Annotated in this window: 13 protein-coding genes; 1 reads left to right on the forward strand and 12 read right to left on the reverse strand. The window is 62.2% G+C overall.

Features of this window, described 5'->3' with window-relative positions; genetic code table 11:
- A partial coding sequence (locus tag ACRC1E_RS04665; protein WP_438513944.1) for an autotransporter outer membrane beta-barrel domain-containing protein occupies nt 1-671 on the forward strand: 671 nt, incomplete at its 5' end.
- A 69-nt stretch (nt 672-740) separates the two neighbouring features.
- Here the strand turns inward: ACRC1E_RS04665 and astB are convergent.
- The 12 genes from astB to ACRC1E_RS04725 form a co-directional block, all read right to left on the reverse strand.
- Nucleotides 741-2,084, reverse strand: coding sequence for an N-succinylarginine dihydrolase (gene astB / locus ACRC1E_RS04670; protein ID WP_438513945.1), 1,344 nt, complete (start codon nt 2,082-2,084; stop codon nt 741-743).
- Nucleotides 2,085-2,111: 27 nt separating this feature from the next.
- Nucleotides 2,112-3,110, reverse strand: coding sequence for an arginine N-succinyltransferase (locus ACRC1E_RS04675; protein ID WP_438513946.1), 999 nt, complete (start codon nt 3,108-3,110; stop codon nt 2,112-2,114).
- A complete protein-coding gene (locus tag ACRC1E_RS04680; RefSeq protein WP_438513947.1) occupies nt 3,110-4,150 on the reverse strand; it encodes an arginine N-succinyltransferase in 1,041 nt (346 codons plus the stop codon). Before ACRC1E_RS04680 ends, ACRC1E_RS04675 begins: the two co-directional genes overlap by 1 nt.
- A gap of 95 nt (nt 4,151-4,245) precedes the next feature.
- Nucleotides 4,246-5,208, reverse strand: coding sequence for a GlxA family transcriptional regulator (locus ACRC1E_RS04685; RefSeq protein WP_438513948.1), 963 nt, complete (start codon nt 5,206-5,208; stop codon nt 4,246-4,248).
- A gap of 7 nt (nt 5,209-5,215) precedes the next feature.
- Nucleotides 5,216-6,061: an ABC transporter ATP-binding protein gene (locus ACRC1E_RS04690; RefSeq protein WP_438513949.1), complete on the reverse strand. Its 846-nt coding sequence runs from the start codon at nt 6,059-6,061 to the stop codon at nt 5,216-5,218.
- Nucleotides 6,062-6,117: 56 nt separating this feature from the next.
- The gene (locus tag ACRC1E_RS04695; protein ID WP_438513950.1) at nt 6,118-7,236 is read right to left on the reverse strand and encodes a succinylglutamate desuccinylase/aspartoacylase family protein; all 1,119 of its coding nucleotides are present in this window, start codon (nt 7,234-7,236) and stop codon (nt 6,118-6,120) included.
- Nucleotides 7,237-7,244: 8 nt separating this feature from the next.
- Nucleotides 7,245-7,946, reverse strand: a complete 702-nt coding sequence (locus ACRC1E_RS04700; protein WP_438513951.1) for an ABC transporter permease — start codon at nt 7,944-7,946, stop codon at nt 7,245-7,247.
- Nucleotides 7,946-8,632, reverse strand: coding sequence for an ABC transporter permease (locus tag ACRC1E_RS04705; protein ID WP_438513952.1), 687 nt, complete (start codon nt 8,630-8,632; stop codon nt 7,946-7,948). The genes ACRC1E_RS04700 and ACRC1E_RS04705 overlap by 1 nt, the downstream gene beginning before the upstream one ends.
- Nucleotides 8,633-8,701: 69 nt before the next feature.
- Nucleotides 8,702-9,475 (reverse strand): ABC transporter substrate-binding protein, encoded by a 774-nt coding sequence (locus tag ACRC1E_RS04710; protein WP_438513953.1) that lies wholly within the window; start codon nt 9,473-9,475, stop codon nt 8,702-8,704.
- Nucleotides 9,476-9,695: 220 nt separating this feature from the next.
- Entirely contained in the window at nt 9,696-11,102 is a 1,407-nt protein-coding gene (gene thrC, locus ACRC1E_RS04715; RefSeq protein ID WP_438513954.1) for a threonine synthase, read from the reverse strand.
- Between the two features lie 17 nt (nt 11,103-11,119).
- Entirely contained in the window at nt 11,120-11,635 is a 516-nt protein-coding gene (locus tag ACRC1E_RS04720; RefSeq protein WP_438513955.1) for a GNAT family N-acetyltransferase, read from the reverse strand.
- On the reverse strand, nt 11,628-11,980 hold a 353-nt coding region (locus tag ACRC1E_RS04725), incomplete at its 5' end, for an ACT domain-containing protein (protein WP_438513956.1). The genes ACRC1E_RS04720 and ACRC1E_RS04725, both read right to left, overlap by 8 nt.

An 11,980-nucleotide genomic window follows, 5' to 3' on the forward strand; every position in this document is an offset into this window, starting at 1 on the left:
GTGGCGGCAAGATCAAGTCCGATATCGGCACCATCGGCAGCTATGACGGCGACTATAGCTCGCTGTCGGCACTGGCCAACTACCGCCAGGGGGCCTTGTGGCTGGATGGCGACGTTTTCCTGGGTAATACCGATATCGACACCCGCCGCGATGTCAAACTGGGCCCGGTCTACCACGAAACCCAAACCGGCTCGACCCGCGCCATCCAGATGGGCTTTGCGCTGGAAGGGGGTTACCGCATGGCGCTGGGCGCACTGAATACCGGCCCGCAACTCGGTCTGCGCTATGAGCACATCAAGGTCGGCACCCTGATCGAGGACAATCTCAACTTCACCGCCATGCGCTTTGGCGAGCAGAAGATCAAGTCGCTGGTCGGCTCGCTAGGCTGGGGCATAGAAGCGCCACTGGGTCGGGCAACGCCCTACGCCAGCATCAGCTACCAGCACGAGTTCAAGGGGGAGGCGCGCGATATCAGTGCCGGGCTACTCACCACCTCGGGCAACTTCGTCACCCGGAGTCTGGCGCTGCCGGAAAACTGGACCGACCTGTCCGCCGGTGTCAGTGTGGCGCTGGCTAAAAATATTACCGGCTTTGTCCAGCTCAATGGCACTGCCGGGCGTGATGACGGCAATGCATGGGGCGGGAATCTGGGCTTGAATATGAATTTCTAAGCCCACAAAAGCAGCACGCAAAAACGGCCGGCAGACACAAGTCTGCCGGCCGTTTTGTCTGGCTGGCGCTTAGCGCTGAAACGGATAGACCGCACCCAGAGCCAAAATCCCCGACAATTCATCCAGTGCCGTACGGCACTCCGTAAGCAAAGCCGGGTCGGCCAGATCGGCAACGACGAGGCGATCGCGATAGTGGCGTGCCACCCAGTCGTTGAGTGTGGCAAACAGGCTATCGTTCATCCACACCTTGGGATTCACCGCCGCCGCTTCGGTCGCGGTCAGCGCCACGCGCAGGCGCAAACAGGCCGGGCCGCCGCCGTTTTGCATCGACTGCTTGAGATCGAAGACTTTAAGCTCGGCAATCACGCCATCCGCTGCCAGCAGTTTTTCCAAGTAAGCCCATACCCGTGACGTATTCTGGCATTCCTGCGGTACCACCAGCAGCATGCGCCCGTCGCGGCGGGTCAGCAGCTGGCTGTTAAAGAGATAGGATTTGACTGCCTCGCCGACACTGACTTCGGCATCGGGCACTTCGATAGACTGGAAGCGTCCGCCGGACGCGGCAAGCTTGGCCGCGATCTCGGCCAGCACCACGTCCTGATCGAGGAAGGCTTTTTCGTGATGGAACAACACCTCGCCGTTACCGACGGCAATCACGTCATTATGAAAAACGCCGGCATCGATGGTGTCGGGGTGTTGCTGGGCATAGACCACGCCGGCATCGTTCAGGCCGTGCAGGCGCGCTACCGCCTGGCTGGCTTCCAGCGTCTGGCGCGCAGGGAAGCGGGCAGGCTTGGGGGCGCCCGCATCAAATGCCGCCTGACCGTAGACAAAAAACTCGACCCCGGGCCCGCCGTAGTCCTTGCAGAAACGGGTATGGTTGGCCGCGCCTTCATCGCCGAAATGCATCTGCGCAGGCAAGGCCGGATGATGGGCAAAATACTGTTCGTCGCTAAACATCGCCTGCAAAATGCGCCCGGTGACCGGATGCTCGATGGCGCGATGAAACTTGTTGTTGAGGTTGGCGGGGGTGAAATGCACACGCCCGTCACCGGTGTCGCCCGACGGGCTGACGGTGGCGGCATTAGCCGTCCACATCGGCGAGGCGGAACTCACGGCCGCCAGAATGGCCGGCGCTTCGCGGCCGGCACGGGTGATCACTTCGGCATCGCTGCCGGCAAAACCCAGCCGGCGCAAGCTGGCCACATCCGGGCGCTCGTGCGGGGCGAGTACCCCCTGCCTGAAGCCGGCGTCGGCGAGTGCCTTCATCTTGGCCAGCCCCTGCAGGGCGGCCAGACGCGGGTTGGAGATGGCGCTGCCATTGGAGGTGGAGGCCACATTGCCGTGCGACAGGCCGGCATAGTTATGGGTCGGCCCGACCAGGCCGTCGAAATTGGCTTCAAATGCTTGCATGGATGACTTTCCTTAAACGCAATCGCGTCAGCGCGGGTTCAGTGCCAGCGCCCGCACGCTATCGTGCGGCGCCAGTTGTAATTGTTCCAGAGTATGCGCGTCCAGTTGCAGCACGCCATCTTGCAGGCGTGCAGGCGCAATCAGCGCGACAAAATCCGCCAGACGCCGGTTGGATAGCAAAAATAGCTCGCCGTCTGGCACACAGCCGGTCGCTACCGGATACACGCAGCTTTGACTGACCGTATGCAGGCTGCGGGTCGGCCCCACCAGTATCGGGCCGCCATCAAACAGATCGATATAACCGGTATGCTGCATGCCCTCGGCCTTGAGCAGCCGCACCGCCCCCAGCGAAGAAGGGTGGGTCTGGCCGATCACCGCCCGGGCAGACGCCGGCAAAAAATCGGTAAACAGGGTTTGCTGCGGCATCAGCTGGGCGATGGCGGAACTGGCACCGGTCCCGCGCAGATAATCGGCGCGGGCGAAGTCGACATGGAAAAAATGCCGTCCCAGTGCATTCCAGAAGGGCGAGCTGCCGTTCTCGTCGTTGACGCCGCGAATCTCCGCCGTCAGCAAAGGAGCAAAACGCTCGGGCCGGTCGGCAATAAACATCAGCCGCGAGCGAGACAGCAACACGCCGTGCCCGCCCGAGCGCCATGCCGGCGCCAGAAACAGGGTGCACAAGGCACTGGCACCGGTCAGGTCGTTCCCCAGCGTCAGCGTAGGCAGGGTGCGGAAAATGCCGGCCTGGTGCGAAGCGCGCACCGTAATACCTTGCCGGTAGCTGTAGCAGGGCTCGCTCAGGCCGATTGCGCCTTCCAGCCCGGCAACGCCGATCACGGCATTATTGTCTTCCAGCACAAACAGCCAGCTGGCCTCTGCCGCCGATGTGCCGGCCCGTAGCGAAGCCTCAATCCGGCGCGCCAAGACTTCTTCATGCTGCGGCAAGGTGGTCAGGCCGACACCACACTGGGCTGCCAGTGCCACCAGCGCCGGCAAATCGTCCCGCCTGATACTGCGAATCCGCATCAGAAGCCCCCTTCCGCTGCATGCTGCAAAGGCACCATACGTACGCTATCCCCATCTAGCACGCCCAGCGCCTGCGCGGCAGATGCCGCCAGCCACAGGGTATCGCCCTCGATCCTAGCCATGGCCAGCACCGCCCTGAAACCGGTCAGCGAGGTATTGGCAATCAGGCTGGCCTCGCCTTCGGCCATCTGCGCCCCGGCAATGCGCAGCGTAAACAGACGGCTGGCAGCAATGCTGTACAAGGCGTTAATGCGGCCAAGCAGGATGGGGCCGCCATCGAAGATATCGATATAGTTTTCGCTCTCGAAGCCCTCGCGCGACAGAATATCGTAGGGCAGGTCCGAATCCGCCCCCACCTCGCCCATCACCGATTGCGCGGCCTCGGACAGCAAGGGCACGTAAACAGGCTGTTGCGGCATCAGCCCGGCCAGAAACTTGCGCCCGCGCACCCCGCACAGATGCTCGGCCTCGTGATAATCCAGCCCGAAATACACCCGCCCGACCGAGTCCCAGAACGGCGAGCCCTCATCCCCGCAACTCACGCCCAGCATGGCCGACACCAGCGTGTCGGCGAAACGGGCGGGGGCATTGGCAATGAACAGCAGGCGTGCGCGCGACAAGAGCTCGGCTTCGGCGGATGCCGCCAGCTCGGGGCGCAGATAGAACGAGGTCAGCAGCGAGTGTTCGCTCAGGTCATGGCATAGCGACAGCACATGGATATGGTTGACGATGCCCAGCTCGCTCGCGGCATGCACCCGCGTCTCGTTGCGAAAACTGTAAAAAGGCTCTTTGAAACCGGCAGCGGCATCCACACCGCACACGCCGGCCAAGCGGCCGCTGGCGCAGTCTTCCAGCACGAAGAAATAGCGCTCCTCGCCACGAAAAGCGACATCCGCCGCCAGCGAGTATTCGCTGGCGAGAATGCGCGCGAGCAAGGTCTCGCGGTTAGCCGGCAAAGAGGTGACACCGACAGGACTGGCGGCAGCCAGCTCTTCGATCGCCGGCAAGTCGCGTACCGCAGCGGGGCGTAGCACAAACATGGTGAACCTCATAAAACCGGCACGGCCGCCGGGTGAATAGCCACGATTCTAAATGAAGGCGCCGGCAAAAAATGTTGCCATGGCGACAGCTTGTTTCAGCTGCTGCGCTGCGCGCTGCGGCGCTCGTCGCGCGGGCTGTGGCCGAAGTGGTTGCGAAAGGCACTGGAAAAATGCGGGCCGGACGAAAAACCGCACGACAGCCCGATCTGGATAATGGACTTGCCGCTTTGCCTGAGTTGCTGGCGCGAACGCTCCAGCCTCAGCTCCAGATAATATTGCGACGGCACCCGGTCGAGATACTGGCGGAACAGGCGCTCGAGCTGGCGGCGCGAAATGCAGACCAGCGCGGCAATTTCATCGGTCGTCAGCGGCTCTTCCAGATTGGCTTCCATCAGTTGCACCGCGCTCACCAGTTTGGGGTCGGCAGCACCAATGCTGGCCAGCAGCGGCATGCGCTGGCGCTCGTCCCCACGGCGCTGACGCTCCAGCAACAGGGTTTCCGCCATCGCACCGGTCGCCGGCGCTTCGGGCAGGCGCGCAATCAGGTGCAACAGGCAATCGGCCAGCGCCACGCCGCCGGCACAACTGGCCCGCCCGCCTTCCAGCGCATACAGCTGGCCTAACACCGGCAAGGCCGGATAGCGTTCGGCAAAACATTCGGCCAGCGACCAGTGCACACACACCCGTTGTCCGGCATACAGCCCGGCGGCCGCCAGCCAGAACACGCCGGCATTCACGCCGCACAGGATGCCGCCTTGCCGGGCACAGGCCGTCAGGGCCGCCAGCAAGGAAGGCGCAGGGCCGGCCGGCACTTCGCTGGCCAGCACCAATAGCAGGGCAGACGGCGCCAGATCCGGCCCCAGCGTCCCATCGACAGCCCAGAGCCGCCCCGATGCCGCAGGCACCGGCTTGCCATCGGCCGATACCCAATGCAGGGTAAAACGCGCCCTTCTGGCATTAAAACCGGTGATGCAATCGGCGATAATGCCGGCCTCGGTTTCGCTAAAGCCGGGTAGCAGCAGCACCCGTAGATGCAGGCCCGTCGTCAAGTCCGTCATTGCCGCCTTAGCGTGTACTGCTCAGGAACTGGCGCAGGCGGTCGCTTTGCGGATTAGCCAGAATCTGCTTCGGGCAGCCTTCTTCCTCGACCCGGCCCTGATGCAGAAACATCACATGGTTGGCGACATCGCGGGCAAAACCCATTTCATGCGTCACCACCACCATGGTGCGCCCCTCCTCCGCCAGTGTGCGCATCACCTTGAGCACTTCACCGACCAGCTCCGGGTCCAGCGCCGAGGTGGGCTCGTCAAACAGCATCACCTCGGGCTCGACCGCCAGCGCCCGGGCAATCGCCACCCGCTGTTGCTGCCCGCCCGACATATGGGCCGGATATTTATCCTCGACCCCGGACAGGCCGACCTTGGAAAGATAGCCGCGCGCGCGTTCGATGGCTTCGGCCTTGGGCACACCCAGCACATGCACCGGTGCTTCGATGATGTTTTCCAGCACCGTCATATGCGCCCACAGATTGAAATGCTGGAACACCATGGCCAGACGCGAGCGTATGCGCTGTAGCTGCGCATCCTGCGCCGCCTTGAGCATGCCGTCCTTGGCGGTCACCAGTTCCAGCTCTTCACCGGCGACGATGATGCGCCCCTTGTGCGGACGCTCCAGCATATTGATGCAACGCAAGAAGGTGCTTTTGCCCGAGCCGCTGGAACCGATGATGCTGATCACATCGCCGGCGTGCGCGGTCAGCGACAAGCCCTTGAGCACCTCATGCGTGCCATAGCTCTTGTGCAGGTCTTCCACCTGCAGCTTGAGCGCGCCGCGATGTGGCGATGCCTGCGGCAAGACGGACGGGGCAGTAGCAGACTGCGGGTGAACAGGATGGATTTGCGTCTCTATCATGCCGTGCTCCTCACGAGTGGCGATTTTTCTTCAGTCATAAATAGATCGGGCAGCGGCTATGCACTGAGCAAACAGCCATGGCGAAAGGCCACGCCGCCGGCAATCTTGCCAAGGTGGCGGCCGGCAACCGCATAACGGTGGCTGGCCCGCGCATACAGCACGCCGCTGACCGTACTGCGCAGCAAAGTCACTTCTCCGCTTTGCGGGTCTAGCAGTTCGCATACCACCTGCCCGGCCGCTATCGTCTCGCCAACTTCGGCGCGATAGATCACAACCCCCGCTCGCACAGCGATCAGCGGCTCGGAGCCGGCCAGCGGTGTCGCAAGACAGCGCAAAGGCGGCAAGACAGGCATCTCGCCCGCGACCACGCCACGATACACCAGAAAATCAAAAATGCGGTCTGCATCCACCGTTGCCAGTGCGTGACTGACCGCTGCTTCACTACGCAGCTCGACCGTGACGGCAAGACAGGCCAGCGGCAAGGGAAAGCGCCCCGCGCCCTGCTCGGCCAGTTGCCACCAGATCTGGCTCATCGCCTCGTCGAAAGACTGGCCACCACTACCCTTGGCGTGCAGCACCGCTTCGGCACCCAAGAGGCGCGTCAAAGGCTCGAGCTGCTCCAGATACGGCGTTTCGGTATAGAGATGCAGCACTGCCTCGAAATCGGCGTGCAGATCGAGGACCACATCGGCGTCAAAAGCGAGCGACACCAGCGCATGCCTTAAGCCCTCCAGCTCGGTATGCGGCGTTTGCTGCGCCAGATAGGCCGCCATGGCCGCACGGACCCGCAGTTTGTTCTGTTCGCCATCGGCCCCCATCTCGCCAGCCAGACGCTCGCCCAGCGCGGCATAAAAATCGGGATAGCCGCGATTGAAGTTTTCACCGCTGGCAAAATCAAAGCGCCCTTGCGCGTCGTGCATCAGGGTTTGCGCCAGCCCGATCGGGTTGGCGACCGGCACCAGTACCACTTCACCCTGTATGCGCCCTGCCGCCTCGGCCGCTATCAGCCGGGTTCGCAGATGATGGCAGACCAGCAGGCCGGGGATTTCGTCTGCATGCAGGCCGGCCTGGATATACACCTTCGGCCCCTGGCCTGGCGTGCCGAAATGCAGGCTCTGTATCGTGCGCTGGGAGCCCAGACTCTGGGCAGGCAATACGTGATGTCGAGTATGCATGACGAACCTCAATGACTGCGCGGCGCAAGATAAGCCAGATAGTGCCCTTCTGCCCGGCGAAACAGGCTGACCAGTCCCCAGGTCAGCAGCAGATAAATCAGTGCCGCCGCCAGGAAAGGCTCGAACGGGATGTAATAGGTCGAGTACAGACGGTCGGCAGCACCGGTGATATCGAGCAGGGTCACGGTACTGGCCAGGCTGGTGGCATGCAGCATCATCACCACCTCGTTGCTATAGGCCGGCAGGCTGCGGCGCAGCGCCGACGGCAACAGGATACGGCGATACAGGGTGGCACGGCTCATGCCCACGCTACGGGCGGCCTCGACTTCGCCATGACTGGTGGCGCGAATGGCACCCGCCAGCATTTCGGTGGTGTAGGCGCAGGTATTGACCGCCAGCGCCAGCATGGCGCAGAAGCTGGCTTCCGATAGCAAGGGCCACAGCATGCTGTCGCGTACCAGTGCGAACTGCGACAGACCGTAATAAATCAGATACAGCTGCAACAGCATCGGCGTGCCGCGTATCACATAGGTGTACACCCACACCGGGCCATACAGCAGCGGGCTTTTCGAGACCCGCAGCACCGCCAGCGGAATGGATAGCGCCAGACCACAGACCAGAGAAACCAGCAGCAGCTTGATGGTGGTCACAAAGCCTTCGGCATAGAGGCCGAGGTTATCCGGCTCCAGCAGCAAATTGAAATCCAGCATCACAGTTCCCCCATGCGCACGCCTGCCGAGTAACGCTTTTCCGCCCATCTCAGCAACAGCAGGGATACAGAAGTAATGGCCAGATAAACAGCGCCGACCACCAGTAAATAGGTAAACGGTTCGCGGGTGGCGGCACCGGCTTCGCGGGCGCGGAACATCATGTCCTGCAGGCCGATAATCGACACCAGCGCGGTCGCCTTGGTCAGTACCAGCCAGTTATTGGTGTAGCCGGGAATAGCCAGACGGATCATCTGCGGCAGGATAATGCGAAAAAACACATGCAAGCGTCCCATGCCGTAAGCACTGCCCGCCTCCCACTGCCCCTTGGGTACCGCCATCAATGCCCCGCGAAAGGTTTCGGACAGATAGGCGCCGTAGATAAAGCCCAGCGTCAGCACGCCGGCAATAAACTGGTTGAAATCAATCGCAGCCAAGCCCAGCGTTTCGAGCACCGCATTGGCCGCAGTCTGGCCGCCGTAGAACACCAGCAGCATCAGCACCAGATCAGGCACACCGCGCACCATGGTGGAGTACGCCACCGCAAGCCGGTTGAGCGCAAGGCTGGGGGCCAGACGGCAAGCGGCTCCGATCAGGCCCAGCAGCGTGGCCACCGCCAAGGACGCCAGCGCGATTTGCAGCGTGGTCTGCGCACCGGCGATGATATAGCCCGTATAGCCTTCAAACATTGGCCATCCTCCTCAAAGTCATCCGGCCGGCAGCCCCCTGACTGCGGGCCGCCGGCGCGTCGTCAGTGCTTAGGCGCCGTAAGCGTCGAAGGCAAAGTACTTGTCGTTGATTTTCTTGTAAGTCCCGTTGGCGCGAATGGCCTTGATCGCACCGTTAAAACCGTCGCGCAGCGCGGTGTCACCCTTGCGCAGTGCGATGCCGGCCCCCTGACCGAAGATCGCCGGATCCGCCAATACCGGGCCGACAAAGGCAAAGTCCTTGCCTTGCGGTTTTTTCAGGAAGCCGGCCGAGCCTTCCACACTGTCGGCAACGGTGCCGTCCAGACGACCGGCATTCATGTCCAGATACACCTGCTGGGTGTTGTCGTAAGGCACGACCACCGCACCGGCGGGTGCGTAGTATTTATGTGCGTATTTTTCCTGGATCGAAGCCTTGAGTACGCCTATCTTCTTGCCCTTGAGGCTGGCTGCAGCACCATTACCCGAACCGGCCTTGGCGATCAGGCGCGACGGGGTGTGGTAGTACTTGTCGGTAAAATCGACCGCCTTCTTGCGCTCGTCGGTAATCGACATCGACGAGATGATTGCATCGTACTTCTTGGCATTCAGCGCCGGGATGATGCCCTTCCAGTCCTGCTCGACAAACACGCACTTGACCTTCATCTGGGCGCACAGTGCGTTGGCCATGTCGATATCAAAGCCGATCAGCTTGCCATCGGCACTCTTGGAAGCGAACGGCTCGTAAGCGGCTTCGACACCGATACGCACGGTTTTCGGCATTTCGGCCTGGGCATAGCCGGCAACAGACAGCGCGGCAACAAAAGATAGGGCAAGCTTCTTCATCTGTGTTTCTCCTGAAAGGTCATCGGGCCGTTCTTGTCGGTGACGGCTTGTCCCGCGACTGCGGAACGTGGCCAGATTAAAGCATCGCAGCGGCCTGCCACTGTTACAGCGAAGCGACGACTTGTTACATCAATATTAATTTGCCATAGAAATTGATCCGTCTGCGGGCAAGCAAGAAAAAAGGCAGCCCGCAGGCTGCCTTGTTGGCGCGGACTACGGCTTACGCCAGCGCGTGCGCCACGTAAGACTTGACCGCCGCTGCATCGGCACCGAATTCGACCACGCGCTGCGGCAGATCCTCGATACCCTCAAAACCGGCCGGGCGCGGTGGTTCGCGGTTCAGTGCTTCGCGTATCGTTTCGGCAAACTTGGCCGGCAGCGCCGTTTCCAGGCAGACCACGGTTTCACCGGCCAGGCGCAGCGCGCGTGCGACCTTGACCCCGTCGGCGGTGTGGGTGTCGATCACCACGCCGTCTTCGCTATCCAGCTGACGGATGGTGGCCAGACGGTCGGCGTGCTTACTGGCGCCGGAAACAAAACCGAAATCCGTACGCACCGCATCCAGACGCGCCGACAGGTCGAAACCGCGGCCGGCATCGACCTCGCGCCATAGCGCGGCCAAGGCAGCGCCGTCGCGGCCGACCAGATCGAACACGAAACGCTCGAAGTTGGATGCCTTGGAAATATCCATCGACGGGCTGGAGGTAACGAAGGTCTCGCCGGTCGTACGCGGACGGTAGACACCGGTATTGAAGAATTCGTCGAGCACATCGTTTTCGTTGGTGGCGACGATCAGGCGCGCCACCGGCAAGCCCATCTGGCGTGCGATATGGCCGGCGCACACATTGCCGAAGTTGCCCGATGGCACGCAGAAGCTGACCTCTTCGTCGTTGCTCGCGGTGGCATTAAAGTAGCCGGCGAAGTAATACACCACCTGCGCCACCACCCGCGCCCAGTTGATCGAGTTGACCGTGCCTATCTTGTACGCTGCCTTGAAGGCGTGATCGTTCTGCACCGCCTTCACGATGTCCTGACAGTCGTCGAACATGCCGTCGATGGCGATATTGTGGATATTGGCATCCATCAGGCTGAACATCTGTGCGCGCTGGAAGGCGCTCATCTTGCCCTTGGGCGAGAGCATGAACACATTGACGCCGGCCTTGCCGCGCAGTGCATATTCCGCCGCCGAGCCGGTGTCGCCCGAGGTCGCGCCCAGAATATTGAGCGTCTCGCCACGCTGGGCCAGCACATACTCGAACAGGTTGCCTAAGAACTGCATGGCCATGTCCTTGAACGCCAGCGTCGGGCCGTTGGACAACTCGAGAATTTTCAGGCCGTCATGCAGCGTCTTTACCGGCGTGATCGCCTCAGTGCCGAACACCTCGCGGGTGTAGGTGCGATCCAGCATGGCTTTCAGGTCAGCCGGCGGAATGTCGGTGGCGAACAGGCTGAGGATTTCGAATGCCAGATCCGCGTAGCTGAGGCCGCGCCAGGCATCCAGCGTCGCGCGGTCGATCTGCGGATAACTTTCCGGCAGGGCAAGGCCGCCATCGGGCGCCAAGCCCATCAGGATGGTGTCGGAAAATTCAAGCGGCGCCATCTGGCCGCGGGTGCTGATGTACTTCATGGTTTCTCTTTTATTGTCTATTGCAGATGCCGGCCCAGATACAGCAGGCTGCGGCGTACACCATCAAGCTCGGCTACATCGGGCAGCTCGCCCCAGCGCGCATAGCCGTGTTTGGCAAACAGCGCGACCGAGGGCGCGTTGTGCGCGAATACCCGCCCCACCAGGGTGCGGATGCCGAGGGCGGGCACAGCCTCCTCGGCAAAACGCAGCAGGCGGCCACCCAGACCCTGGCCACGGGCGGCCGGGTCTAGGTAGAGGCTGATCTCGGCGGTGGCATCGTAGGCGGCGCGGCTATGAAACGCCGACAAGCTCATCCAGCCGATGACGGTGCCGCCCTGCTCCACCACCCAGATCGGGTGCTGCGCCGGCGTATGCTCGGCAAACCACGCCTCGCGCTCGGCCACGCTGACGGGCACAAGATCCGCCGTCACGCTACGCGAGGCCACCGTCGAGTTGTAGATCGCGACGATGGCCGGCAAATCGCCAGCTTGCGCATGGCGGATCACGATACCGGCCGCAGCTTGCTCAGCCATTGAGCTCTTCCATACGCAGGCGCACCACCGGTGCCTTCACGCTATCCAGTGCCTCGATGGCGGCAATGGCGGTATTGATCTGCTTTTCCACCACGCGATGCGTCAGCAGCACCACCTCGGCCGAACCGTCGGACACCGAGCCCTTCTGGATCACCGCCTCGATCGAGATGTCGTTTTCGGCCAACAGGCCGGTAATCCTGGCCAGTACGCCGGCGCGGTCGCTGGCACTGATGCGCAGATAATAAGAGCTGACCACTTCATCCATAGGCAGGATGCGCAAGTCCTTGAGCTGATCCGGCTGGAAGGCCAGATGCGGCACGCGGTGCTCGGGGTCGGATGTCAGCA

It is taken from the genome of Craterilacuibacter sp. (assembly GCF_051659485.1).
GTDB lineage: Bacteria > Pseudomonadota > Gammaproteobacteria > Burkholderiales > Chromobacteriaceae > Craterilacuibacter.

Bases quoted from the DNA above. Each gene is read 5' to 3' on its own strand.
- astB (WP_438513945.1), bottom strand. From the start codon at position 2,084: ATGCAAGCATTTGAAGCCAATTTCGACGGCCTGGTCGGGCCGACCCAT.
- ACRC1E_RS04675 (WP_438513946.1), bottom strand. From the start codon at position 3,110: ATGCGGATTCGCAGTATCAGGCGGGACGATTTGCCGGCGCTGGTGGCA.
- ACRC1E_RS04680 (WP_438513947.1), bottom strand. From the start codon at position 4,150: ATGTTTGTGCTACGCCCCGCTGCGGTACGCGACTTGCCGGCGATCGAA.
- ACRC1E_RS04685 (WP_438513948.1), bottom strand. From the start codon at position 5,208: ATGACGGACTTGACGACGGGCCTGCATCTACGGGTGCTGCTGCTACCC.
- ACRC1E_RS04690 (WP_438513949.1), bottom strand. From the start codon at position 6,061: ATGATAGAGACGCAAATCCATCCTGTTCACCCGCAGTCTGCTACTGCC.
- ACRC1E_RS04695 (WP_438513950.1), bottom strand. From the start codon at position 7,236: ATGCATACTCGACATCACGTATTGCCTGCCCAGAGTCTGGGCTCCCAG.
- ACRC1E_RS04700 (WP_438513951.1), bottom strand. From the start codon at position 7,946: ATGCTGGATTTCAATTTGCTGCTGGAGCCGGATAACCTCGGCCTCTAT.
- ACRC1E_RS04705 (WP_438513952.1), bottom strand. From the start codon at position 8,632: ATGTTTGAAGGCTATACGGGCTATATCATCGCCGGTGCGCAGACCACG.
- ACRC1E_RS04710 (WP_438513953.1), bottom strand. From the start codon at position 9,475: ATGAAGAAGCTTGCCCTATCTTTTGTTGCCGCGCTGTCTGTTGCCGGC.
- thrC (WP_438513954.1), bottom strand. From the start codon at position 11,102: ATGAAGTACATCAGCACCCGCGGCCAGATGGCGCCGCTTGAATTTTCC.
- ACRC1E_RS04720 (WP_438513955.1), bottom strand. From the start codon at position 11,635: ATGGCTGAGCAAGCTGCGGCCGGTATCGTGATCCGCCATGCGCAAGCT.